The following is a 23,214-nucleotide window of genomic DNA, read 5'->3' as shown; positions in this document are numbered from 1 at the left end:
AACATAAAAAACGACCCGAAACGGTCGTTTTTTTGATGTTGTTTCATGAACTAGGCTGAACGAGCTGCATCAGGAATAGTTCAATGATGACTTTTTTATCCATTCCTGTTGATTTCATTTTCAAATCACTCTCTGCGAGCATTTCCATAATCCGGATTAGTTCCTCGGAAGAAAAAGATTGAGCCTGTCCTGCCGCCAATTTGACCCGATAAGGATGCACCTTCAACATTCCGGCAATTTGCTTTTGACCATAACCTCTTGCCGTTAATTCTTTTACTTGGTAAATGAGTCGAAACTGTCCTGAAAGTACGGCAAGTATTTTAATCGGCTCTTCATTTTGTTTAACCAAATCATAAAATATTTGTAAAGCTTCTCCAATATGCCGTTTCACAACCTTATCAACAAGCGTAAAAATATTTTGCTCCAATGACCGAGAAATCAGCTTCTCTACCGCTTCCACGGTAATGTGTTTGGAGTCCGCGGCATAAAGCGCCAGCTTCACAATTTCTTCGTTCAAAATCATTAAATCATTGCCTGCCAACTCAAGCAACATGTCGATTGCCTGATCTTCCATGGACACTTGAAGGGAAGTAGCTCTATTTTCCACCCATTTTCTCAAGCTGTTTTCATTAAGGGGTTTCGCATCCAAGACGTCCGCGTTTTTTTTCAACAGCTTAACCAGCTTTTTTCGTTCATCCAGCTTTTCATACTCGCCTGTGAAGACTAGCACAGTAAAAGGGGCGGGGTTTTCCACATATGCTTCCAATCTTTTTAAGTCATGGGTTACTTTCTCTTTTGTTTTTAAAGACGTTAAAAAAACAGGATTATGTAAAATGATCAACTTTTTTTCACCCATAAAAGGCAAAGTTTCGGCATCATCAATCGCTAGATCGACACTAGTTTCTTCCAGATCGTAACTTGAAAAATTAAACTCCGCTTCCTCTTTCGTTAACACATTCGCCAATAATTTCTCTCTCGCCTCATTGATTAAAAACGGTTCAGTTCCATATAATAAGTAAAGCGGTGAAAATTTCTTTTCCTCGATGCTTTTCAAAAAAGCCATAGACAATCCTTCTCTCTACCTGATCTTTTAATTACATCGTAAGGAAAGAGGAGGATTTTGACAAGTGCAATGGGGACTCCTTTGCCCGCAGGCCAAGTGTCCCCCAATCTATATGAACGCTTATGAATACGACCTAGGACACGTATTCATAAGCGGAAAAACGCTTCATTACATAGTGTGACCGCAAGTGAACAAAGTATATGTGTCAAGTCTTGTCAAGAGTGGTAATGGAACAGTGGATTTTTTTTGCGCATTCAACTATACTAAAGTGGAAACAGGAGGGGTAGTTGTGAAAGAATTTGAATTTGAACAAAATGTTCAATCAAAAAGAAATGATGCCGTAGATTCCGGAGTTGGCTTTATAGTGTCATTTGTATTCTTTACAGCGATTTTTGTGATTGGAACAGTTATTGAAGTGCTCGGAAAATAGCGAGAATAAAGAAGAAGTTTGCACATGCAAGCTTCTTCTTTATTTTTACAAGGTGAAAATGATATAAATATATTCTCTCGAAGCAAACTGCTTTGTCCAACAAAGCCTCCAACGACTGGCAAATTTCCTGCGATAACAACAAAATATGCTCTGCATCAATGTTATTCGATGAGGTCTTGTTCAGTTCGGCGCAAAATTTCAGTCAAAGTTCACAAAAACGCCGCGACATACAGGGTGTACAAGGACAAGCGAAGCGACAGGACCAGGAAAGATCGAACAGCATGCATCAAACATGACACGCCGAAAAAGCGCGAGCTATGCATAAACATGACACACGCCGAAAAAGCGCGAGCTTTACGGACTTCACTGCCTGATCTCGCCAACAAGATCCTTGCGATATTAGCTTTTGTTCCACTTTAGCGGCCCAAGTACACAACGTTGCTTGAAGCGCTTGAAGTTTTGCTTTCATTATCGCGCTTTAACTGACAGTAGGTTTCTGCTTTAAGAATCGAGATGAAGCGTAGTATTGAAGGACACAACGATTATGTCAACTAACAATCAGCGGCCTGCTTAAAGTTTTCCCTTTTGTAGGCTGCTAATTATGACGGACATCATCTGAAATATCATATTGTAAAATGGTCTGAAAGGTTCCTTTTTTGGAGCGCCCAAACGTAAAATGGACGGCACCTTGAAGGTCTGTACGAAATATCCGGACGCCATTGTTCTCAAGAGTTTCCAACACTTCCGGATGTGGATGGCCATACCGATTGTTTTGGCCGGCGGAAATAACTGCGTATTTCGGTTTAATTTGTTCCACAAAAGACGGAATGGTCGATGTTTTGCTTCCATGATGACTGACTTTAATGACATCAGCTCGGAGCCTAGAATAAACGGCTATCAATTCCTCCTCTCCTTCTTTTTCTACGTCCCCCATAAACAACCATGTCATCCCGCCAAATTTTCCATATAAAACGAGTGAATCATTATTCCCTTCATATTGATCATCAAACGGATAAATCATTTGAAAGGTGCCTGACTTATTTTTCCAGCCATATCCTGCCTTCACTTCCCTTACGGTAATTTTTTTCTCCTTTGCCAGCCGAACTGTCTCCAACATGAGCGGTTTTTCCCACGAATTTGGCGTAATGTACACTTTCCCAATTGAGATTTTCTCCATTAATTCCCTTGTAGCACCGATATGATCGACATCGCTATGGGTTAAAATCAGCTTATCGATTCGTTTAATCCCATGACTTCTTAACACCGGAAGCAAAATATCAGTTCCTACCTGAAATGTCCTGTTCCTTTCCTGCCATTCTTCCTTTGGAAAAAAGAGCTGGCCGCCAGAATCAATCAAGTATGTACCCCGATTGTACGGCAGCTTAATCAAAATACTATCCCCTTGACCCACATCAATAAAAACAACCTCGCCATATGGAGAAAAACGGATGGCAAAACAATGAATAACAAGAACTAATACAAGAGGAAAAACAGACAAAACAGGGTGGTTTTTTCTTTCGGCCAGCAGGAAGTAGATGAAAACACCGACAGTCATGAAAATAATACTGACCAAAGAAGGCTTCCCTGTCACAACAGTCGCAAACGGAAAAGAACCTGTCCAAATAGCAACATTTTCTGATGCCGCCAATACCTTGTCCAAAAAAATGGCAAGATACCCGGAGAAAGGCGGAAGAACAAAACTGAGACAAAACAATACAAAAATGACGGGAAGAAGAAAAAGCGTATAAAAAGGGATAAACAGAAGATTGGCAAACAAACTGATGATAGAAAATTCATGAAAATGGAAAGAAAGAATTGGAAGTGAACTGAGAAGCGAAACCATTGAAATGTGGATCATTTGCCAAAAAGAATGAAGATGCCGAAAAAGAGGAACCGATAAAATAATTCCGAAGCTAACGGCGTACGAGAGTTGAAACCCGATATGGTAAACCGCATAAGGGTCAACGAATAAAAAAAGTAAAAAGCTGATGGAAAGAGCATCAAGTGTTGACAACGGCAGCCGCCACCTTTTGGCAGAAAAAATCAATAACGCCATAAGCACCGCTCTCACAACCGGCGGATTTCCCCCACTTACAAAGCCATATAGTGGAAGCCAAACGAGCATTACCCGATATACTGTTTCCCATGTACAGCCGGCACGAAGAAGCAAAAAAACGGAAGCCCCAACAATCAAACCCACATGGAGGCCTGAGATGGCAAGCAAATGAACGACCCCTAGCCTTCGGTACCCCTCATTGGCCTCTTCCGAAATGGAGTCCCTGTCTCCAAATATAAGGGCTTCTCCGTAAGCGGCCACCCGTTCCGGGAACATGCCGTTCATTCTCTTGATTGTGTCACTTCTCGCATTTTTCAGGAAGTGTAATACCGAAAAAGAAGGCTTTTGACAGACAGCCGGTGAAAAGTGATCCGGCTCGAACAGCCAATAAATCTGTTTCCTTTTTAAATATTGTTCATAATGAAAAGCATGCATGTTTCGTTTTGGTTGAGGGCGACTAAGAATGCCTTCTAAGTGACAAATGTTGCCGGCTTGTATATGAAGCTGTATTTGTTGCTTCTCCTGTTTACTTTTCATTTGGTAGACAAGCATAAGTTTTTCCTGTTCGGATGTTGTCACGATGGCCTTCAGCCGATCACCATCTATTTGCGGAGTTTCTTTGAAGGTAACAGAAAGGCGGGCAGAACCCGGAGAAGGAAAATGTGTCACGCGAAGAAGTTTTGCTTTTTCAGTTACGAGAAAAAATGCGAGAAAGCATCCAGCGGCCGAAATCAGAATCCGCTGCTTTCGAGTATAAACAACTCGGGCGAAGAGCAATATGCTAAATAACCAAACAAGAAAATGGTTTTCCAAAGAATGTAAGATGCCAGCCAGCGCTGACAGTGCGAGAAATATCCATTGACCTGCCATATATTCCCCATTCCTTATATATATTGGGGAGAAGCTATTCAGCTCTCCCTTTCATCATTGGCAAATGCCAAAAAAATCTTTTTATCAAGGGGTACGTGCTCAACATGGACACCGGCATGCTCCAAAAGTTCCACCGCGTAAGGGTGGTTCCGATAATTTTCAGCGTAATAGACTGACTTGATGCCTGCCTGGATAATGGCTTTTGTACACTGAAGACACGGAAAATGTGTCACATATATTTCGGCATCTGTAGTAGCAACCCCAAACTTGGCACATTGAATAATAGCATTCATTTCTGCATGAATTGTCCGTACACAATGCCCATCGATTACGTAACAACCCTCATCTATACAGTGGACACCACCGGCAATTGAACCATTGTAACCACCGGCAATGATACGATTATCACGAACTATCGTGGCCCCTACAGTAAGCCTGGTACAAGTGCTCCGATAAGACAGCAAATGGCTTTGGGCCATAAAGTATTGTTTCCAAGAAATTCTTTCCATCTTTTTCTCCCTTTCCCCACATATCTTTCATTCAATGTTTTACTTAAGTTTATCTGCACACCACTGGACAAGTCAACGAACCGTGATGGAATCTTGTAGTTTTTCATACGTTTTTCCCCCGATCCCCGAAACATTTTTTAAATCTTCCTCTTGTTTAAAACCGCCCTGTTGTTCCCGATAATCAATGATGGCTTTTGCCTTGGCAGGGCCTATACCCGGCAATGTTTCCAACTGAGAGGCATCGGCTTTATTGATATTGATTTTATCCCCCTCTTGTCCGCTAATTCCCTGGCTTCCGCCACCCTGCTGATCGGAGTTGACCATATGAACCTCAGTCTCTTCTCCCATTTCTGGAACATAAAGAACCATTTCGTCATGTACTTTTTGTGCCAAATTGAGTTGTTTTTCATCCGCTTTTTCAGCTAAGCCTCCAGCCAGACTGATGACATCTAAAATACGGTCGCCTTCTTTCACCCGATACAATCCAGGCGTTTTTACGGCTCCTTTCACATCTACATACATCGGCTCCTTTCGCTCCTCGGAAACGGAAGGGGCAGCATCTTGAACTGGAGGTTCAGCTTCTGCAGTAAAAGATATATCATTTTGCACCACCGGCTCCTCCCAAGGCTTGCTGAGAAACAAAAACAATCCGATGACTATCGCCGCCGCTGCCATGAAAATGAATTTATATTTTTCAAAAAAAACCATCTTATCTACCGCCTTTCTTTCCAGTATATTTTTTTACGTATGGGCATATATTGTCAGGAATAGTAAATGTGAAGGAGGGAACAGCATGAAGGTTGGAATGATAGGAACCGGCAATATGGGAACCATTCTCACAGAAGCTCTAATCAATGGCGGAGCGGTTTCCCCTTCTGAATTAACTGTAACAAATAGGACTTTAGGAAAAGCTTACGACCTGCAAAAGCGTTATGAAGAAATTACCGTGGCCCAAAAGCCTGATGATGTCATAAACGAATCAGAATTAATCTTTATTTGTGTAAAACCATTTGATATCGTCAAAATGGTCAAAGAGCAGCAAGCGCTGTTTACCAAGGAAAAATGTCTCGTCTCGATCACGAGCCCCATTGAGGTGAAGTGGCTGGAAAACTGCGTTGCATCCTCCTGTGCCAGAATTATACCAAGCATTACAAACCGGGCATTATCAGGTGTTTCGCTCGTCACTTTTGGAGAGAGTTGTGAAGATCGGTGGAAATCCTTTTTGAAAGAAATGTTTTCGAAGGTGTCTGTTCCGGTGGAAATCGACGAAAGTATTGTTCGGGTTGCTTCCGATATTGTCAGCTGCGGGCCCGCTTTTTATTGTTATTTAACAAGAAGACTGATTGACGCAGCCGTCAAAGAAACAAGTATTGATGAAAAAACAGCGACCATCCTTTCTGAAAGTATGCTGATTGGCTTTGGCGAATTGTTGAAAAAAGGATATTATTCTTTACCGGCCCTGCAAGAAAAAGTGTGTGTAAAAGGCGGAATTACCGGGGAAGGAATCGATGTATTAAAGCGGGAAACAGGGGATATGTTCGAAAAGTTGTTTCAGGCAACCCATAAAAAATTCGCGGATGAAGCGGATTCCATCGAGAAAGCGTTTTACTCTTAAAGCATATGTTACATTCTTTTTAAGATTCTTGCAATCCTTTCTTGTCAACGATTCACTTGTTGCCAATGACCTTAGCGCATGATAAGCATGCCGACCGCTTAACAATCGGCAATGCTTATTTTTTTCTGCATGTAAAAAAGATCCGCTTAGACGTTTTTATCGGGGGGTCCTCGGAAAAGTCGGCTGTTACCCGAAGAACATCAAAACCGGCCTCTTTTAGCCATGTAGTGTACTGTTTCACTAGATATGTCCGCTGATAATGCCATTCATCGATCCGGTTGAATTGCCCCGTCATATCATCCAAAACAAAAAAAGTAAGCTCATGTTCAACAGAATAGCGGGCCGTTCCGGGATAAGATTGCCATATATAGGCAATATCCTCCTCATTTAATGTAAATGTCCTGTTTGCAAACCCGTGAAGCATTTGGAAGGGAGAGTGGACATCGAACAGCAAAAGCCCGCCATCCCCCAAATGACTATACATGCGCCTGAACGTCTCTTTCACTTGATCTTCGGAAGCCAAGTAGTTTAAAGAATCACAAAAAATCGTGATGAAATCATAAGTGGGCAATCCTTCCAACTGGCTCATATCCTGCTGAAACAACGGCAAGTGAATCCCTTTATCAGCTACCTTGGAGGCAGTCACAACCAACATGCTGTCGGACAGATCAACGCCCGTTACTTGAAATCCTTCCCTAACCAGCCTGATGGATAACTCCCCTGTACCGCAGGCCACATCGAGCAGCCGGTTTCCCGAAACATGAAACCGGCTTTTTTCGTCGAGGACATATTCAACCCATTTGTCATATGGAGCATCAGTCATTAAGCGGTCATAAATATAAGAGAATTGTTCATAACTCACGGGGCGATTTCCCTTTGAAGGTTTTCCATTGGCGCATCACCCCAAAGGCGCTCCAAGTTATAATAACTTCTTTCCTCTCTATGGAAAATGTGGGCTACCACATCCCCCATATCAATAAGGACCCAGCGGGCTTCATCCAAACCCTCTACTTTTTTGACGTCCAACCCCAATTCTTCGACAGAGTGGACTACTTCCTTGGCGATGGCTTGAACCTGTTTTTCCGAGCTGCCATGACAAATAAGAAAATAATCGGCAATCAACGAAACACCTTGCATATTCAAAACAACAATATCTTCCGCTTTCTTGTTCTCCGCCGCTCTAAATGTTGCTTTCAATATTGATTTTGCATTCAAAATGGGAATTCCTCCTTTTATCCCGCATGTAAGGTGCCGTAATACTCCTACTTCAAGACCTAAGTTGATACAAAAGGTCTAAATGGGAGAAAACGGCACCTAAATGCCCGATTGGTTCAACTAACATCCAGTAGGAGTTGGAAGAAAACGCCTACTGAATGAAGTTTCACTTTATTTTACCATGTCATTATATGCCTCTAATGTATCAGGAAAGATTTGAGCCGATTGGTCGATCAAAAATTTCATTGTGTTTCCAATTGCTTTTGTTAATGCCAAATCCAAATCCGTTTTAGCAAGGGCCCTGACTTCATCCAATCCGGGAAACTGGCGTCCAGGCTCAATATAATCTGCCAAATAGATGATTTTTTCCAATAGTGACATGCCGGCTCGTCCAGTTGTATGATAGCGGATGGCGTTGATCACATCTTTATCATGGATCCCCATCTCTTCTTGAACGATGGATGCAGCCACCGGACCATGCCACAACTCCGAATGGTAATCCAACAATCGGGAATCAAGCTTTTTTTCCAGAATGACTTTTTTTAACTCACTGATCGGTTGGAGCTTCGCATAGTCATGAAAAATAGCGGCGATTTCCGTCTTTTTCTCATCCGCTCCGTATTGTACCGCCAAGTCCAATGCGGTTTTCAGAACCCGTACCGTGTGATCAAATCTCGGCCCTGATATTCTTTGCTTCACGATTTGTAATGCTTCTTCACGATCCATACAACCGATTCTCCTCTATATATCGGATTACACTGTCTGGCAATAAATATTTTACAGATTTCCCCGCCTTTACCCGATTGCGAATAAGAGTGGACGATATATCCACTTTGGGTACTTCAACAATTTGAATGGGGTACGGTGTTTCTAACTGAAAACGCGGGCGGTTCGTACCGACGAATCGAACAAGTTTGACGAGTTCATCAATTTTATACCAGTTTGGCAAATACTCCACCATGTCGGCACCGATAATAAAATAAAAGTCAGCGTCAGGAGTTCTTTCCTTTAATTCTTTAATCGTATCGTACGTATATGAACGCCCGCGGCGTTCCAATTCGATCTTTTCCAATGAAAACTTTTGGTGATCCGCAATAGCAAGTTCCACCATCTTCAGGCGATCCGTCGCACTCGTTCCCGTATTTCTTTTTTTGTGGGGAGGTTCTTGATTTGGCATAAATTTTATTTCATCGAGCCCGAGTTGATCAAGCGCTTCATTGGCGATAATTAAATGCCCTAAATGCGGCGGATCAAATGTTCCTCCCAAGATCCCTACTTTTCTGCTCATACTGTCCACCTTTGCCAATTAAACCGGTAGTTCTATCGTTTTATGTTCTTTCGATTCTTTATATAAAATGATGACATTTCCAATCACTTGAACAAGCGTGGCATCGGTTCCCTTGACAATAGCTGCCGCCACCGTTTCTTTGTTTTCTTCACAATTTTGCAAAACGCTGACTTTAAGCAATTCGCGGGCTTCCAATGCTTCACTTATTTGTTTGACCATATTCTCATTGACGCCACCTTTTCCAACCTGGAAAATAGGCTGAAGGTGGTGTGCCTTTGATCGTAAAAACCTCTTTTGTTTTCCTGTTAACATATTATCCTCCTATATGTGCCGTTACAACTTCGGTCATCCGCTGGACATCCGGTGTGATGCCTGTCCATTTTTCAAAAGCGAGCACTCCTTGATGGACGAGCATCCCAACCCCATTTTGCGTCTTTGCCCCTTTTAGGGCTGCCTGTTTTAAAAATTCCGTTTGGCCCGGGTTATAAATAATGTCGGAAACAAATGCACCCGCATTTAACCTGTCAAGCGAAACAGGGCTTTTACCTTCGGTTGAAGCCATCCCGATCGAGGTCGTCTGAATAACGAAAGAGTAGTTCCCCATTTCCTCTTCTGCTTCTGCCAAGGTCAGCGCGCGGGATCTTGTATCACTTGAGCTCGAATCAATCATTGCTTCCGCTTTTTCAACCGTCCTGTTGCATATATCAATATGCTTGACACCGACCGAAAGCAGCGAAAAGTAAATAGCCTGTGCCGCTCCCCCGGCCCCGATCACAAGTGCCGATTCTCCAGCCAAATCTTCTTTCCAATCCATTTGCAACGCTCTGACAAAGCCCATGCCGTCCGTGTTATACCCGACAAATTTCTCGCCTTTTCGCACAACCGTATTAACAGCCCCGATTTTTTGCGCGAGCGGGTCTATTTCATCAAGCAACGGCATGACCGCCAACTTATGGGGAACTGTTACATTGAATCCTTGAACACCCATTACTTTCATTCCCTTGATGGCCACCGCCAAATCTTCTTTGGCAATCCGAAAAGGATGATAATAAGCATGGATCCGCAATTTCTCAAATTCCTGATTATGCATTTGCGGCGATAATGATTGATGAACCGGATCTCCGATAATCCCATATAATTTCTTCAACATCCATTCCTTCCTCTCCCGACTTAAATGAGCGCTTTTCGAAGCATGACGCCAACGCCTTTTGGAGCGTATGCGGCGACAAACGCTCCTTCGTTGACAGTGACCCAGCCAAGGCCCGAAAACACGATATCCATTTTTTCTTCTTTGATTTTATATTCATGACGAATAAGCTCAGGAAAGTTATCTAATGTTTCCTTTCCCGGCGGCTGCAACATTCCCCCAGCATGAACCTTATGCAAATGATCCGCTTTTTCAAGTTTTGTGCGGTGAATGTCTATGCTGTTCGCCAAATAACAGACAATTGGCCGTCGTCCGCCCTTCAAATAATCAAGGCGGGCAAGTCCCCCAAAGAAAAGGGTCTGTTGTTCATTTAATTGATAAACACGCGCCTTAATTTCTTTTTTGGGCGTAATGGTCTTTAAATCTTCTTTACTGATAAAGTGGGCCATTTGATGGTCATTTATGATACCCGGTGTATCGACGAGATGCTTGCCGTCGTCCAGTGGAATCTTGATCATGTCCAAGGTAGTACCAGGAATTGGCGAGGTAGTAATCACGTTTTCTTGTCCTGCCGTTTCTTGAATAATGCGGTTAATAAAAGTCGATTTTCCTACATTGGTACATCCGACAACGTATACGTCTTTCCCATTCCGCAATTGCTCTATTCGTTCTATTGCTTCCCTGACTTGATATCCTTTTTCCGAACTGACAAGCAGAACATCAATCGGATTCAGCCCCATTTCCTTCGCCTCTTTTTTCAACCATGATGCCAGCTTCCCTTTATTTGTTGATTTCGGCAGCAAATCAACTTTGTTTCCGATAAGGATGACCGGGTTATTTCCGACAAATCTCTGCAGCCCCGGCAGCCAGCTTCCATTTACATCAAAAATGTCTATAATGTTTACAATTAAACTGTCTGTTCTGCCTAGTTCGTGCAATATTTGGAGAAAATCATCATCATTTAGTGAAACATCTTGGACCTCGTTATAATGCCTTAACCTGAAACATCTTTGACAGATGATTTCTTCCTTTTCCAATGCGGAACGGGGCGTATAGCCCAATTTTCCGGGTTCCGCCGTCTGGATGGCTGCTCCGCAGCCTATGCAATGTAATTCACTGCTATGATTCACATTTCTTCCTCCCATTGAATCAGCCCTTTTCGCTTAAGATTCGCCATGATTTTTCTTTCAATCATTCTGTTGAAGCGGGTAAAAAATCCATCAGACTGGGCTACCGGAACGACCAAAATCGTATAAAAACCCGCGCGGTTTCCTCCGAATACATCCGTCAATAGCTGGTCTCCCACGATGACTGTTTCTTCTTTGGATAACCCCATTTCTCTTGCAGCCTTTCTAAATCCCGAGCCCAATGGCTTTCTTGCTCTATGTATAAACGGTATATCGAGCGGCTCCGAAAAAGCCCTCACACGATCCTGATTATTATTCGAGACAATTGTTATTTTCATGTTATGCCTTTTCATCTCTTCCAGCCAGTCCACAAGCCTCGCTGTTGCGTTTGGGCGGTCCCATTCAACAAGCGTATTATCAAGATCCGTAATAATTCCTTTTATACCTTGCTCTTTCAGCTTTTCTGGCTGTAAATGAAATATACTTTTTAAATATTCGTTTGGTAAAAATAGTTTTAACAAATCCGTGCACCTCGTTACATCTTTTCATATGTTCATCATATATAATCTTTGTGTATCTTTCAAAATTTAACAAACGGAAAAATAGTAATGAAACTTTTCGACAAATAGATACAACCTTCAAACTGTGGGTAACTTTATAAACAGAATGAAAGCATCTTTGACAAGGTTACGATCTTTTATAAACAAATTAACAACAACTTATCCACCACTGATTGTGGATAAAGGAACGCTTGTTCCAGCGTCTTTTATTTGTTAAAGTGAATATAACATACAATTTACCAGCGTATTCCATAAATAACAACTTTAGAACTTGAATTCCTCTGGGAGGTGGAGTGGTGAAAAAGTTGTCAGATGAACTATTGATCGAAACGTATTTTAAAGCAAAAAAGTTAAACTTAAATCGTGATTTTATTACGCTGATGGAAACAGAAATCAAGCGGCGCTCCTTGGCTTCGCAAATAAAAATATCATGTTGAAACCCTTCAAAGGTTTAAGCACCTGTTTTCAGGTGCTTAATTATTATGAGCCGAATAAATTTGTCCAATCGGAGCCCCCATTTTCAGCTCGGATGCCGGTTTGATGTCATCACTCAATGTAAAGCGGTTTTTTTCAAACAGCAAGATAACCGTCGATCCAAACGAAAAATAAGCTACTTCCTCCCCCTTTTGCCAAATTTTGTTGTTATTTGTAACCACCACTGAATTGATAAACATGGCGCCTACTTTTATTATGGCGACCGTCCCACCTTCCGTCGTCATTTCTGTAATGACCCGATAATTTTTCGATAATGCCGACTTGCCGTATTTTAACCCAAGCCGGTTTACCGGATAAGATTTGCTTCCTCTCGAATAAACGGACTCCACTTTGCCATTCACCGGACTGTGTATGCGGTGATAGTGGGAAGGACTCAAGTAAATGATCATGAAAGTGCCGCCAGTAAACTTTTCTGCTTTCTCTTGGCTCCCAAGTATTTCGGCAACGGAATATGTTTTATCCTTTACCACCATCTCCTTCGTTGGATGAATAAGTCCGACTTCCTCCAACACACCATCAACGGGACTTGTTACGATGTCACGCCTCTCGTCAATTGGACGTACAGTCTCTTTAAGCTTCCTTGTGAAAAAAGCATGCAAATTCGGGTATTGGCCAATATCTCCTGCTATTTCTTCATGATTAATCCGGTAAACCCTCGCATATGATTTTATGAATGGCCGGCTTAACCGGGAACATGAAAACTTTTTAAGTGCATTAGAAGTCAACGGCCCGTTTGACAACTCAATAAAAAACCGATAAAGTCGCGCACGCAACAAAAATACCTCCAGACAAAAAAATTCTCCTTAACTTTCCGTTCTAGAAATCATATAATGATATAATAAAAAGGCTTATGAAAAAAGGAGGAATCAACTTGTTTTTATTTGAAGTCCTCGATCATACCATAAAGAAGTTAAAATCCCAAACTGCCAACTTACTTTCCCTGGTTAACTTAGGACTTGGGGGATTTGCCATTATCGCCGGCATAAACGGCCAACTCCACTTAAGCCTTGTATTCATCTTTATCGCCGCTTTAGCCGACCGTTTTGATGGAATGGCTGCCAGAAAGCTGCAAATTGAATCGGAGCTGGGAAAACAACTCGATTCAATGAGTGATATTATTTCGTTTGGTGTTGCTCCCGCCTTGTTATTATACCAAGGAATTTTACATTTGTTTGGTTTTCCGGGTGTATTTTTTACGGTACTTTACATTGGATGCGGCGCATTCCGCCTTGCAAGATTTAACTTAACCGAGAACAACGGCTACTTTACGGGGTTGCCCATTACTGCTGCGGGCTGCCTGTTGACATTAAGCTTTTTAGCCGCTCCCTACTTGCCGCCTTCGGCATTCTTGTTTATCACTCTTTTACTATCTCTGCTTATGGTCAGTACATTTACTTGGAAAAAAATCTAAAAAGCCAGCTGCGCATAATAAGGCGCAACTGGCTTTTTAGCATGCGTTATCCGTTTTTTTGCTCCGGCGGCTTCCCGCCTTTAGACGAGGGAGCTGTCCTTATATGCAAATCCTCAAATACGCCTCCCCCTTCATAAATCATCCGTTCCACTTCCAACTGATATTCGCTGCAATGATCGTTATTGGGATGATTTGTAATCATCATCACCCTTTCTCTCGTCATTACTTATGAATCATCTTTCTTTTTACTCCGATTCATTTTATCTTTTTCTGCCCGGTAAAATTCGTGAAACATTTTCATCAATGCTCTTTTTTCTATCCGAGATACATAACTCCTGGATATCCCCAGTTCTTTTGCTATCTCCCTTTGCGTCCGCTCCTTCTCCAGATTTAAACCAAAGCGCCCAATAATAACTTCTCTCTCCCTGTCATCCAAAACATCGATATATGCTTTTACCTTTTCAAGCTCCATATTTAACTGTATCGTTTCAAAAATGTCTTCAGCGTCAGACTTTAACACATCCATTAAGGAAATTTCATTTCCCTCTTTGTCTTGGCCAATGGGGTCATGGAGCGATACATCTTTTCTTGTTTTTTTCAACGCCCGTAGATGCATTAGAATCTCATTCTCAATACAGCGCGCTGCATAGGTTGCCAATTTTGTTCCTTTACCGGTGGAATAGCTTTCAATTGCCTTGATTAAGCCAATTGTACCGATTGAGATCAAGTCCTCAGAGTCTTCCCCTGTATTTTCAAATTTTTTGACGATATGGGCGACAAGCCGCAGATTATGCTCTATTAGTATGTTTCGCGCTTCTTCATCTCCTTCTGCCATTTTTTTTAAATATTTTTTTTCTTCTTCAGGAGAAAGCGGCTGAGGAAATGCATTATTTTTTACGTACGACACTAAAAAGATAAGTTCTTTCCATAACAGACCGATTGCCGTCAAGATTCCCGACAATTCCTCACCCCCATTTTTTAAGCCTTACATGAAGTATATGTGTAAAAATGGGGACACTTGCTTGTCTTTGCAAAATAGGATTGAAGGCAAGGTTCAATCCATTTACAACATTAGATGCAAAAAATTTGACTCATTACAATACGATTTGATGGGATGGGCAATCGTCAACCCTTTGGGGATATTTGGCAAGCTAAACTGGTTCTGAGGCATCATGAACTCCCTTTGGTGGCTTTCTATGGGGCCATTCGAGATTGCAGCATTTAAAGGCTTCTCTCCCCATGTTCACGATCGTATTCCAAATATTGATGATCGGTTCTACGGTCTCTTTTCGAGGATGAAGCATCATATATCAAGCTTATCGAGCCAACCACCACACCGGATTCTCTCCATGTTCACCATCGTATTCCAAATGTTGATGATCGGTTCTACGGTCTCTTTTCGAGGATGAAGCATCATATATCAAGCTTATCGAGCCAACCACCACACCGGATTCTCTCCCATGTTCACCACCGCATTTCAAATGTTGATGATCTTTTCTTCAAAAAGTCCTTCGAGATTAAGGCATCATATACCAAGCTTATTGAGCCATTCACCGGGTTTTCTTCCCGGGTTCGGCACCAACACCAACTTGGATAATATTTATCGAATCGGCAAGTATCATGAGTTATCTGAATAACCTTCCATTTTGGCCGCTATACTTATTTGGTTTCTCCCGAAAGAGAAAATAAAAAACGGGGCGACCCCTTTGGATCAAACCCCATTTCCTTTTTACAAAAGCTTGATCATTTCAATGACGAGTGCAGCGGAATTGGCCGATGCTCTTTCAATGAATTGATCAAAAGATATTTCAGATTTTTTTCCAGCGATGTCAGACAGTGACCGGATGATTACAAACGGCGTGTTAAATAGGAAAGCCGCTTGTGCTATGGCGGCGCCTTCCATTTCAACCGCCTGCAGATTTGGGAATTTCCCCCGGACAAATTCTACCTTTTCCGGGTCGCTCATGAACGAGTCTCCGGTTGCGACCAGCCCTTGTTCCGTAGTTATTCCCGTTATTTTTTTTGATGCTTTTAGGGCCGCTTCCATTAAAGCCGGATCAGCTTTAAAAGCAGCAGGCATTCGCGGCACCTGTCCATACTCATAACCGAAGGCGGTAGCATCCACATCATGGTGGCGCACTTCGTTTGATATGACCAGGTCTCCGATGTTTAAGTTCGGATTGTATCCTCCAGCAGACCCTGTATTAATGACTGCATCAGGCTTATATTTTTCTAATAAAATGGCAGCTGACATGGCTGCATTTACTTTTCCAATTCCCGACTTTAACAAGACGGCCTCTTTTCCCGCCAGCAGGCCTTCCGTAAATTCGAAACCGCCGATCACATCCGTTTTTGCATTGTCCACTTTTTTTCGCAATAAGGCAACTTCCTCTTCCATTGCCCCGATGATTCCTATTTTCATGGAAATATACTCCCGTCTGTCCTTATTTCTTATCGTTTTGTATTAATTTTTTTACTTCAGTCGGCTTCCAGCCTTCACCATCAACCCACTCAATCAAGACCCTGTATGTATCCGCACTGCCCTTGGCTGACACTGTGGCGATAGCCTGATTTTGCCTGTCAGCTCCACCTTCAATCCACCAAAGAATCATGTTGTCTTGCGGAATGTTAACAGCGTAGGAAACTGCATTCAACTTCTCGTTCCAATCCACTGTACCTTTGTTAAACGATGGCTGATGGCCATTGGCCTGTTCTGTCCCGACCGGTTCCCAACTCGGGTCAACGATGACCTTTTCTACGTTTGGTTCATCACTTTCTTTTTCAATTATTTCTTCGGATTCCTCTTCAGGATCTTCCTCGGGTTCTTCTTCTGTCGCTTCATTTTCTTCTGCAGGTTCATTTTTTTTATCACTGTTCTTTTGCTTAGCTGTATTTTTCGAGTCTGGCGGATTAGAAGCAACATCCGGTTCATTCGGGTTGTCCCCGCCGAAAAAAATTCTCCCGCCCACAATTAGAATAAGAATTATTACGATCGCGATAAGCGTATTTAAAATGATGTTTGTCTTTCTTCTCTTCGCCCTGAGTTCAGAGCGTGAACGTTGATTAAAGTCAACCGGCATGGTATCCCTCCGTTTCTCGTTGACAATATCATATCATGACCGGAGTTATACGTGAATTATTTTTATTGGGTTGAAAGATTAGAGTGAGCTTTATTCTCCTCGTAAACCATCGAAACGATATCACCAAATAGCATATTGATCCCCCCTTCATCTGAAGGGACATCCAAATTGACAACCACAAGGGCATATTTCGGGTTATTAAATGGAAAATAGCCCGCAAACCATTTGTGATGCAACTGCTCGCCATCTTTCTCCCTGGCAGTTTCAGCGGTTCCGCTTTTACCCGCCACCTCATAAGCAAGAGTTTGGAATACATTCCCCGTTCCGCTTTTTGCTGTTACAACCTTTCTTAAAAGCTGTTGTAATTGCATGGCAGTATAAGGGGACAGTTCTCTACCTTTTAATTTTTTTTCAGCAAATGTGGCCATCACCGTTCCATTTCCGTATTGGATTTCGGAAGCAGTCTTAACGGCCATTTTTTGACCTCCACGGGCGATTGTCGCCATCATGTTTGCCACCGAAACGGGTGTTAAGCGAACCTCCTGCTGGCCAATTCCAGTTTGAAAAACATAATTGCGATCACGTCTACTCTCCTCATTTGCGAAAACTCTTCCATTGTCATGGTCAAATTGCCGAAAATGTTCCATCTGAAAAAGTTGGTCTTCCCAAGAAACAGAACCAATGGCACCCATTTTTTCGGCATACTCCTCTAATTTTTCGGGATCTTCTTTAACCAATTTCCATGCCAGTTCCGCAAATGTAATATTGCAGCTTTGAGCAAAACTGTCCTCAAAATTCAAGTTGCCCAGTTGTCTGCTTGCGGCTTCCCCTCTGAGTCCCGCATTGCAATTATATAGTTCTTCCTTGTTAACAAGCCCCTCTTCTATCGCAGCGGCCGCTACGACTGTTTTAAATACTGATCCAGGGATAAGCTGCTTAAACATCCAGTTCACCGAGCCTTCATCAGAAAAAGGGGTTTTACGATCAATATGTGGCCGCGAAGCCGCCGCTAAAACTTCATTCGTCTGGACATCGAGCAAAATGGCTCCGCCTTTTTTAATATGGTGCAAATCAAGCAAGTCTTCTATCTTTTCCTGATAAGGGCGACGAATCGTTGTTTTCACTTGCAAAGGGTAAAAAGGGTTTCCGTCTCCCGTATATTTTACTTGAATACCGAATAATGGGTGGCCAATCCCGTCCACATGATAGACAAGTTTTGATTCACGCTCGGGAAGTAAAAATTCATCAAACTGTTTCTGTAAGCCGGTCAAACCAAGCTTTACATTCGATCTATCTTTTTTAGGGTAACGTTCTTGGAACATTTCCTCATTTTCACCGTAAATGCCAATCAACTGGGCAGCCAGCGGTTTTTCAGCAGGGAATTTTTTTTCTACGGCAAAAACACCCGGCACATCCAAATGCTCAATTTTTTCTGTTTGCTTTCCCGTCAGAATGTACGGCTGTTCCAATCCGGCCACAAACGGCTCCTCGGCATATTCCACCTGCTTTTGAAGTTCTGCTTGGGGAATATTTAAAATTCGGGCCAATTCCCCGCTTTTCCAATCAAGTGTTTTAATGAAAGGGAATAGTACGAGAACGGTTTTCTTTTCAAACGAGAGCGGGCTTCCTTCCGAATCCAAGAATTGCCCCCGTCCATCATCAAGCACAAGCTCCAACGTCCTCTGTTTTACGCTTTCCCTGATCAGGTTAACACGATGCTTTGAAAAATGTTCCGTTTGAAATAATTGTATTTGCATAAGCCTTCCCAGTAAAACCGCAAACATAAAAAGTATGGCCATCACAATGACTAGAATCCGCTTTTTCATGGTACAGCACCTCATCCCCATTGTTGCCGCGGAATCCATGTGATAACCGTTGAATCTGAAAACTTTGCAGGTACCAACCCTTTAGACACAAGGTGCGATTGCCGACCAGAAGTTCACCAAGCATTTCAATGAAAAAAAACACGGCCGCCATTTTTTTAGCTGCCGTGCATTCCATTATTTGATCGAGATGATTCGAACCCGCATTTCACCACCCGGTGTTTGAACGGTTACTTCATCATTGACCTTTTGCCCGATTAAGCTCTTGGCAATCGGAGAGTCATTGGAAATTTTCCCTTCAAATGGATCCGCTTCCGCGCTGCCCACAATGGTATACGTCTCTTCATCACCATCGGGAAGTTCAATAAACGTTACCGTTTTTCCAAGCGTTACTTGATCTGAATTCAACTCATCATCTTCAATAATTTTCGCGTTGCGGATCATGTTCTCCAACGTGGTAATCCGCCCCTCGACAAACGCTTGCTCTTCTTTTGCCGAATCATACTCCGAGTTTTCGGATAGATCCCCGAAACTTCTGGCGACCTTAATCCGTTCAACGACTTCTTTTCGTCTCACAGATTTTAAATATTCAAGTTCTTTTTCAAGTTTCTCTTTTCCGTCCTTTGTCATTGGAAATACTTTTTCCGTTGCCATATCCCTCACTCCTTATTCTTCTCATTTCCCTTTTATAACCGGGAAATTGTCCTTTTAATACATGACAGCGCGCCAAATGAATGGCGCGCCTTCGTTTCCTGCCAATTTATATTATATTATCTATGCTATCGTAATATAAAAATGATTTTTGTTCAAGGAAATATCATCCTGTTTCCTGGATTCAAATTTTTTTACTGACTGCAACCCCGTCGCCAATCGGAATAATGGTCGTTATAAAGTCTGTTTTATCCATTATCGACTGATTATATTCCTTTAATTTTTTTACGATTCCTTCTAGTCGCTTATTTTCAACATGGTCATTTGCAACGAGTCCTTTGAATAAAACGTTGTCTGAATACACACAACCGTCATTCGTCAGCAACGTGCTATACATGTTAAAAAAATTCATATATTGGCCCTTCGCCGCATCAATAAAAATGGCGTCAAAAGGGGCATATGACGCCACCTCATCAACCAAATCCAACGCATTTCCCTTGAGCAACGTGATTCTATTTTCCATGCCAGCAAGACGAATATTTGCTAGAGCTTCCTCTGCCCGCTGCTCATCGAGTTCAATTGTGACAATACTTGTATCAGGCAGGGCGTAAGCCATTCTTAAAGCGGAATAACCGATGGCCGTTCCTATTTCCAAAATTCGTTCCGGATTTTGAATCCTCATAAATTGAAGCATCACATGAAGAGACATTAATTCCATGATCGGAACATTGTTTTTTTCTGCAATGCGTTCCATTTTCCGTAAAAGCTCATTTCTGGGCGGAAGAAAAGATTCCACATATTGATGGACGACTTCATTCATGGAAAAACCCCCTTAATTTCTTTTTTCCGTAATATACTTCGCCTTCAGCTTATTGTGCTCCTCCAATGTCTTGGAATAATGAACTTCCCCTGTGCCATATTCCGCCAAGAAATAAAGATATTGGCTTTCGGCGGGGTTCAATGCCGCTTTAATGGAAGCTTCTCCCGCATTGGCGATCGGACCGGGTGGGAGGCCTTTCACCTTGTATGTATTATACGGAGAATCGACCTCCAAATCTTTGTACATCGTTCTTTCTTTATGCTCGCCCAATGCATATAAAACAGTCGGGTCGGTTTGCAGAGGCATATCCTTTTGAATGCGATTATAAAATACGCTGGAAATAAGGTGGCGATCGGCTTTTTCTGTTGCCTCTTTTTCAATTAAAGAAGCCAGGGTAAGCAATTTGTGAACGTCCATCTTTTTTTCTTTCATTTGTTCATCATATTTGGTTACTACTTCGTATGTTTTTTGGATCATCGGATCAATGATAGATTCCAATGGCGGGTTTTCTTCATAATAAGAATAGGTCGCAGGAAACAAATATCCTTCCAGCGGATGTTTTATATTTTTATTCAACAGACTGTCAGTCAGAAGATCCGGATACTTTTCCTGTAACTGTTTAATCGTTTCTTGATCATCCAGTTTCTCCATGATCTCTTTCTTTGTGTAGTCGGTATGCTTTTCGATCGATTCGGCAATTTGCTCCAGTTGGTACCCTTCCGGGACAGCTATTTTAAAAATGGCCTCCCGGGCCAATGTCCCTGTTTGCAGTGTTTGAGCTATCTCACTCAGTGTCATAGATGGCGCCATGTCGTAAACACCCGCTTGAAAACCGGCAACATTATTCAATTTGACATAATATTTAAAGACGGTGGCATTTTTTATAATGCCTTTTTCCTTGAGCGTCTGTCCAATTGTGGATGTTGACGATCCTATGGGAACCTCAATTTTGACCGTTTTATTGTTTTCCGGATCAACCGGTTTTAAGGCTGATTTTATATAAATGATGCCTCCCAGAATGGTTACTGTCATCAAAATAACGGTAATAAGAGCGATAATAGCCACTATTTTTCTAATAATAATCGCCTCACTTTTTCTTTCTAGCAGATTTTCTCTCATCAATTCCGCCTTTTTTTCTTTATCGAGCTTGGTTCCTTCTTTTCTCACGACGGGAATCCCCTCCCGGTATTCTGTTTTTATACGTTTTCTATTATACAATAACTTTGTTATTTTTCACTCTTAGCATCTAGTTGGATAAAAAATGCCAAGCCGGCAAAACATGAACAAATGGCGAAGGCGGCTTTCAGACATCCAGCAAAGCAGCTTGACTCTCATCACATATCGTGAGCACAATCTTTACATGCACTTCTCGGAGCGTTCCTGATAGTGAGTTAAGCCGATGGGCAAAAAATCATTAATAGCTTTACCTATTCCCTGCCTGCGATGTGGACTCTTTTATTGTGCTAAAGCAATTGAACAGTATCTCCTGGTTGCCATGCAGGTTTACAGCGACGTTCTTGAAAAAATTTGCGCCTCTCCTTTGTCCGATCATTTACTGTGGGGTCCCATTGGACAGGCGATTCACTATAGGGACGTACTCTCCGGAGGCAGACTCAACCCGCGACATTCTCGAACAGCTTGCACCTTTTCTTTGTGCAATCATTTACTGTTAAAGCCCTACTGGTCAGATGATTCACCATAGGGACGTACTCTCCGGAGGCAGACTCAACCTGCGACATTCTCGAACAGCTTGCACCTTTTCTTTGTGCAATCATTTACTGTTAAAGCCCTACTGGTCAGATGATTCACCATAGGGACGTACTCTCCGGAGGCAGACTCAACCCGCGACATTCTCGAAAAAGCTTGCACCTTTTCTTTGTACGATCATTTACTGTTAAAGCCCTACTGGTCAGATGATTCACCTACATATGGGTATACTGTCTTTCGAAGCTGGATTTCGTCACATCCTAATTGCCTCATTATATGATAAAAATGAATAAAACCGATCCCGTTAACGGGATCGGTTTGTTATAGATAACACTCACTCTTCCTCTTCAGCAAGAAAAGTGTTTAGCATTTCTTCGATCATATCCCATTCTTCTTCTGTTTCAATGGGCTGCAGGCTTCCTTCTTCGCCTTCTTCATTGGGAACAAAAGCGGAAGCATGAATTTCAATTTCCTCGGTTTCGTTCTCTTCAGTATCTACCGGAAAATACAGCACATATGACTTGTTAAATTCATCAGAGTCAAATGTAAATAGAATTTCATGCAATTCTTCATTTCCTTGTTCATCTACGACAGTAAAATATTTTTCATCATTTTCCATTTTTTTCACCTCATTATTTGTTGGCTGTCCAAGAAATTTTGCAGGATCATGGTTGCGGCCATTTTATCAATCACTTTTTTCCTCTTCTTTCTGCTTACGTCCGCTTCAAGCAAAACTCTTTCGGCGGCCATCGTACTCAGGCGCTCATCCCAAAGGATTACAGGCAGTTGAAATTTTTCGGCGAGAAGATCAGCATAGGCTTTGGTTGCCTCACCACGAGGACCAATTGTGTTATTCATATTTTTTGGCAGGCCCACGATGATTTTCTCAACACCGTATTCTTTAATAATTTCACCAATCCGCTTAAATCCAAACATGTTTTTTTCTTCATTGATCGATATTGTTTCAACTCCCTGGGCAGTCCATCCCATTTCGTCACTAATGGCCACGCCAACTGTCTTGGAGCCAACATCGAGGCCCATCACTCGCATTTATTTTCCCTCACGATGTTGTGTTAAATACGACTTGACCAGCTCTTCAATGATCTCGTCACGTTCCAATTTTCTCATAATATTCCGAGCATCCTGATGCCTGGGGATATAGGCCGGATCCCCGGAAAGCAAGTATCCGACGATTTGGTTAATTGGATTGTAACCTTTCTCCTGAAGCGCCCCGTACACATGGAGCAAAACACCTTTGACATCATGGTCCATTGGATCCTCTTGAAAATTAAACCTCATCGTTTCGTCAAAAGAGCCCATTTTACAACACCTCTCTCATGCGGCCGT

28 protein-coding genes are annotated in these 23,214 nt (G+C 42.2%); 4 read left to right on the top strand and 24 right to left on the bottom strand.

Translation table 11 applies throughout. The features are described 5' to 3' along the window. Window positions 1-43: 43 nt before the first annotated feature. Window positions 44-1,063, bottom strand: a complete 1,020-nt coding sequence (holA, locus tag MHB50_RS06905) for a DNA polymerase III subunit delta (protein ID WP_340085062.1) — start codon at window positions 1,061-1,063, stop codon at window positions 44-46. A gap of 289 nt (window positions 1,064-1,352) precedes the next feature. Between holA and MHB50_RS06900 the strand changes: the two genes are divergently transcribed. Continuing rightward, a complete protein-coding gene (locus tag MHB50_RS06900; protein WP_077110616.1) occupies window positions 1,353-1,493 on the top strand; it encodes a YqzM family protein in 141 nt (46 codons plus the stop codon). Between the two features lie 595 nt (window positions 1,494-2,088). Here the strand turns inward: MHB50_RS06900 and MHB50_RS06895 are convergent. The 3 genes from MHB50_RS06895 to MHB50_RS06885 form a co-directional block, all read right to left on the bottom strand. Then, a complete protein-coding gene (locus tag MHB50_RS06895; protein ID WP_340085061.1) occupies window positions 2,089-4,419 on the bottom strand; it encodes a DNA internalization-related competence protein ComEC/Rec2 in 2,331 nt (776 codons plus the stop codon). A gap of 38 nt (window positions 4,420-4,457) precedes the next feature. Further along, the gene (locus tag MHB50_RS06890) at window positions 4,458-4,928 is read right to left on the bottom strand and encodes a ComE operon protein 2 (RefSeq protein WP_077110611.1); all 471 of its coding nucleotides are present in this window, start codon (window positions 4,926-4,928) and stop codon (window positions 4,458-4,460) included. Window positions 4,929-5,000: 72 nt separating this feature from the next. Continuing rightward, the gene (locus tag MHB50_RS06885; RefSeq protein WP_340085060.1) at window positions 5,001-5,636 is read right to left on the bottom strand and encodes a helix-hairpin-helix domain-containing protein; all 636 of its coding nucleotides are present in this window, start codon (window positions 5,634-5,636) and stop codon (window positions 5,001-5,003) included. 85 nt (window positions 5,637-5,721) lie between these two features. Here MHB50_RS06885 and comER point away from each other — a divergent pair, with 85 nt between their 5' ends. Next, a complete protein-coding gene (gene comER, locus MHB50_RS06880; protein WP_340085059.1) occupies window positions 5,722-6,543 on the top strand; it encodes a late competence protein ComER in 822 nt (273 codons plus the stop codon). Window positions 6,544-6,658: 115 nt separating this feature from the next. Here the strand turns inward: comER and MHB50_RS06875 are convergent, their stop codons facing one another. From MHB50_RS06875 to MHB50_RS06840, 8 genes are all read right to left on the bottom strand, one after another. Then, window positions 6,659-7,405, bottom strand: a complete 747-nt coding sequence (locus MHB50_RS06875) for a class I SAM-dependent methyltransferase (protein WP_340085058.1) — start codon at window positions 7,403-7,405, stop codon at window positions 6,659-6,661. Next, entirely contained in the window at window positions 7,402-7,758 is a 357-nt protein-coding gene (gene rsfS, locus MHB50_RS06870) for a ribosome silencing factor (protein ID WP_077110604.1), read from the bottom strand. The genes MHB50_RS06875 and rsfS overlap by 4 nt, the downstream gene beginning before the upstream one ends. A 171-nt stretch (window positions 7,759-7,929) precedes the next feature. Next, window positions 7,930-8,484, bottom strand: a complete 555-nt coding sequence (gene yqeK / locus MHB50_RS06865; RefSeq protein ID WP_339162802.1) for a bis(5'-nucleosyl)-tetraphosphatase (symmetrical) YqeK — start codon at window positions 8,482-8,484, stop codon at window positions 7,930-7,932. After that, window positions 8,474-9,046 carry a nicotinate-nucleotide adenylyltransferase gene (locus tag MHB50_RS06860; RefSeq protein ID WP_077110600.1) on the bottom strand — a complete coding sequence of 191 codons (573 nt, stop codon included), beginning with the start codon at window positions 9,044-9,046 and terminating at the stop codon, window positions 8,474-8,476. Before MHB50_RS06860 ends, yqeK begins: the two co-directional genes overlap by 11 nt. An 18-nt stretch (window positions 9,047-9,064) precedes the next feature. Continuing rightward, on the bottom strand, window positions 9,065-9,358 hold the full coding sequence (gene yhbY / locus MHB50_RS06855) for a ribosome assembly RNA-binding protein YhbY (RefSeq protein WP_077110598.1): 294 nt from the start codon (window positions 9,356-9,358) through the stop codon (window positions 9,065-9,067). A 1-nt stretch (window position 9,359) separates the two neighbouring features. Beyond that, window positions 9,360-10,193: a shikimate dehydrogenase gene (gene aroE, locus MHB50_RS06850; protein ID WP_340085305.1), complete on the bottom strand. Its 834-nt coding sequence runs from the start codon at window positions 10,191-10,193 to the stop codon at window positions 9,360-9,362. 23 nt (window positions 10,194-10,216) lie between these two features. Continuing rightward, window positions 10,217-11,338 (bottom strand): ribosome biogenesis GTPase YqeH, encoded by a 1,122-nt coding sequence (gene yqeH, locus MHB50_RS06845; protein WP_340085057.1) that lies wholly within the window; start codon window positions 11,336-11,338, stop codon window positions 10,217-10,219. Then, complete coding sequence (locus tag MHB50_RS06840) at window positions 11,320-11,841, bottom strand: YqeG family HAD IIIA-type phosphatase (RefSeq protein ID WP_077110595.1); 522 nt, start codon at window positions 11,839-11,841, stop codon at window positions 11,320-11,322. Before MHB50_RS06840 ends, yqeH begins: the two co-directional genes overlap by 19 nt. Before the next feature lie 335 nt (window positions 11,842-12,176). Between MHB50_RS06840 and MHB50_RS06835 the strand changes: the two genes are divergently transcribed. Continuing rightward, window positions 12,177-12,317 (top strand): sporulation histidine kinase inhibitor Sda, encoded by a 141-nt coding sequence (locus MHB50_RS06835; RefSeq protein ID WP_077110593.1) that lies wholly within the window; start codon window positions 12,177-12,179, stop codon window positions 12,315-12,317. 36 nt (window positions 12,318-12,353) lie between these two features. Here MHB50_RS06835 and MHB50_RS06830 read toward each other — a convergent pair whose 3' ends face one another. Next, window positions 12,354-13,148, bottom strand: a complete 795-nt coding sequence (locus MHB50_RS06830) for a phosphatidylserine decarboxylase (protein WP_077110591.1) — start codon at window positions 13,146-13,148, stop codon at window positions 12,354-12,356. Window positions 13,149-13,246: 98 nt separating this feature from the next. Here MHB50_RS06830 and pssA point away from each other — a divergent pair, with 98 nt between their 5' ends. Further along, a complete protein-coding gene (pssA, locus tag MHB50_RS06825) occupies window positions 13,247-13,786 on the top strand; it encodes a CDP-diacylglycerol--serine O-phosphatidyltransferase (RefSeq protein WP_077110589.1) in 540 nt (179 codons plus the stop codon). Window positions 13,787-13,832: 46 nt separating this feature from the next. On the opposite strand, the gene MHB50_RS06820 is transcribed toward pssA, so the two are convergent. The 11 genes from MHB50_RS06820 to MHB50_RS06770 all read right to left on the bottom strand — a co-directional run bounded on the left by MHB50_RS06820 (window position 13,833) and on the right by MHB50_RS06770 (window position 23,187). Further along, window positions 13,833-13,991, bottom strand: coding sequence for a hypothetical protein (locus MHB50_RS06820; protein ID WP_171973849.1), 159 nt, complete (start codon window positions 13,989-13,991; stop codon window positions 13,833-13,835). A 21-nt stretch (window positions 13,992-14,012) separates the two neighbouring features. Next, window positions 14,013-14,747: an RNA polymerase sporulation sigma factor SigK gene (sigK, locus tag MHB50_RS06815; RefSeq protein WP_205179871.1), complete on the bottom strand. Its 735-nt coding sequence runs from the start codon at window positions 14,745-14,747 to the stop codon at window positions 14,013-14,015. A 768-nt stretch (window positions 14,748-15,515) separates the two neighbouring features. Beyond that, window positions 15,516-16,208 carry a 5'-methylthioadenosine/S-adenosylhomocysteine nucleosidase gene (mtnN, locus tag MHB50_RS06810; protein WP_077110585.1) on the bottom strand — a complete coding sequence of 231 codons (693 nt, stop codon included), beginning with the start codon at window positions 16,206-16,208 and terminating at the stop codon, window positions 15,516-15,518. A 22-nt stretch (window positions 16,209-16,230) separates the two neighbouring features. Further along, on the bottom strand, window positions 16,231-16,866 hold the full coding sequence (locus MHB50_RS06805; protein ID WP_077110583.1) for a YrrS family protein: 636 nt from the start codon (window positions 16,864-16,866) through the stop codon (window positions 16,231-16,233). 62 nt (window positions 16,867-16,928) lie between these two features. Continuing rightward, on the bottom strand, window positions 16,929-18,692 hold the full coding sequence (locus MHB50_RS06800) for a penicillin-binding transpeptidase domain-containing protein (RefSeq protein ID WP_340085056.1): 1,764 nt from the start codon (window positions 18,690-18,692) through the stop codon (window positions 16,929-16,931). A gap of 174 nt (window positions 18,693-18,866) precedes the next feature. Then, window positions 18,867-19,343, bottom strand: coding sequence for a transcription elongation factor GreA (greA, locus tag MHB50_RS06795; protein ID WP_077110579.1), 477 nt, complete (start codon window positions 19,341-19,343; stop codon window positions 18,867-18,869). 181 nt (window positions 19,344-19,524) lie between these two features. Next, a complete protein-coding gene (locus MHB50_RS06790) occupies window positions 19,525-20,160 on the bottom strand; it encodes an O-methyltransferase (RefSeq protein ID WP_340085055.1) in 636 nt (211 codons plus the stop codon). Window positions 20,161-20,172: 12 nt separating this feature from the next. Beyond that, the gene (gene mltG / locus MHB50_RS06785) at window positions 20,173-21,279 is read right to left on the bottom strand and encodes an endolytic transglycosylase MltG (RefSeq protein WP_340085304.1); all 1,107 of its coding nucleotides are present in this window, start codon (window positions 21,277-21,279) and stop codon (window positions 20,173-20,175) included. A gap of 922 nt (window positions 21,280-22,201) precedes the next feature. Continuing rightward, window positions 22,202-22,486, bottom strand: coding sequence for a DUF1292 domain-containing protein (locus MHB50_RS06780; protein ID WP_077110575.1), 285 nt, complete (start codon window positions 22,484-22,486; stop codon window positions 22,202-22,204). Window positions 22,487-22,491: 5 nt separating this feature from the next. Next, the gene (gene ruvX / locus MHB50_RS06775) at window positions 22,492-22,917 is read right to left on the bottom strand and encodes a Holliday junction resolvase RuvX (protein ID WP_077110573.1); all 426 of its coding nucleotides are present in this window, start codon (window positions 22,915-22,917) and stop codon (window positions 22,492-22,494) included. Then, window positions 22,918-23,187, bottom strand: coding sequence for an IreB family regulatory phosphoprotein (locus tag MHB50_RS06770; RefSeq protein WP_077110572.1), 270 nt, complete (start codon window positions 23,185-23,187; stop codon window positions 22,918-22,920). Between the last annotated feature and the right edge of the window lie 27 nt (window positions 23,188-23,214).

The organism is Siminovitchia sp. FSL H7-0308 (assembly GCF_037980985.1).
Classification (GTDB): Bacteria; Bacillota; Bacilli; order Bacillales; family Bacillaceae_C; genus Siminovitchia; species Siminovitchia thermophila.
The sequence above is the reverse complement of the archived record's forward strand: the minus strand, read 5'-3'. Positions and strand labels throughout refer to the sequence as shown.

Excerpts from the sequence above, each read along its gene's own strand:
- holA (WP_340085062.1), bottom strand. The coding sequence starts at position 1,063 with ATGGCTTTTTTGAAAAGCATCGAGGAAAAGAAATTTTCACCGCTTTAC.
- MHB50_RS06895 (WP_340085061.1), bottom strand. The coding sequence starts at position 4,419 with ATGGCAGGTCAATGGATATTTCTCGCACTGTCAGCGCTGGCTGGCATC.
- MHB50_RS06890 (WP_077110611.1), bottom strand. The coding sequence starts at position 4,928 with ATGGAAAGAATTTCTTGGAAACAATACTTTATGGCCCAAAGCCATTTG.
- MHB50_RS06885 (WP_340085060.1), bottom strand. The coding sequence starts at position 5,636 with ATGGTTTTTTTTGAAAAATATAAATTCATTTTCATGGCAGCGGCGGCG.
- comER (WP_340085059.1), top strand. The coding sequence starts at position 5,722 with ATGAAGGTTGGAATGATAGGAACCGGCAATATGGGAACCATTCTCACA.
- yqeK (WP_339162802.1), bottom strand. The coding sequence starts at position 8,484 with ATGGATCGTGAAGAAGCATTACAAATCGTGAAGCAAAGAATATCAGGG.
- MHB50_RS06860 (WP_077110600.1), bottom strand. The coding sequence starts at position 9,046 with ATGAGCAGAAAAGTAGGGATCTTGGGAGGAACATTTGATCCGCCGCAT.
- yhbY (WP_077110598.1), bottom strand. The coding sequence starts at position 9,358 with ATGTTAACAGGAAAACAAAAGAGGTTTTTACGATCAAAGGCACACCAC.
- yqeH (WP_340085057.1), bottom strand. The coding sequence starts at position 11,338 with ATGGGAGGAAGAAATGTGAATCATAGCAGTGAATTACATTGCATAGGC.
- MHB50_RS06820 (WP_171973849.1), bottom strand. The coding sequence starts at position 13,991 with ATGATGATTACAAATCATCCCAATAACGATCATTGCAGCGAATATCAG.
- mtnN (WP_077110585.1), bottom strand. The coding sequence starts at position 16,208 with ATGAAAATAGGAATCATCGGGGCAATGGAAGAGGAAGTTGCCTTATTG.
- MHB50_RS06805 (WP_077110583.1), bottom strand. The coding sequence starts at position 16,866 with ATGCCGGTTGACTTTAATCAACGTTCACGCTCTGAACTCAGGGCGAAG.
- MHB50_RS06800 (WP_340085056.1), bottom strand. The coding sequence starts at position 18,692 with ATGAAAAAGCGGATTCTAGTCATTGTGATGGCCATACTTTTTATGTTT.
- greA (WP_077110579.1), bottom strand. The coding sequence starts at position 19,343 with ATGGCAACGGAAAAAGTATTTCCAATGACAAAGGACGGAAAAGAGAAA.
- MHB50_RS06790 (WP_340085055.1), bottom strand. The coding sequence starts at position 20,160 with ATGAATGAAGTCGTCCATCAATATGTGGAATCTTTTCTTCCGCCCAGA.
- mltG (WP_340085304.1), bottom strand. The coding sequence starts at position 21,279 with ATGAGAGAAAATCTGCTAGAAAGAAAAAGTGAGGCGATTATTATTAGA.
- MHB50_RS06780 (WP_077110575.1), bottom strand. The coding sequence starts at position 22,486 with ATGGAAAATGATGAAAAATATTTTACTGTCGTAGATGAACAAGGAAAT.
- ruvX (WP_077110573.1), bottom strand. The coding sequence starts at position 22,917 with ATGCGAGTGATGGGCCTCGATGTTGGCTCCAAGACAGTTGGCGTGGCC.
- MHB50_RS06770 (WP_077110572.1), bottom strand. The coding sequence starts at position 23,187 with ATGGGCTCTTTTGACGAAACGATGAGGTTTAATTTTCAAGAGGATCCA.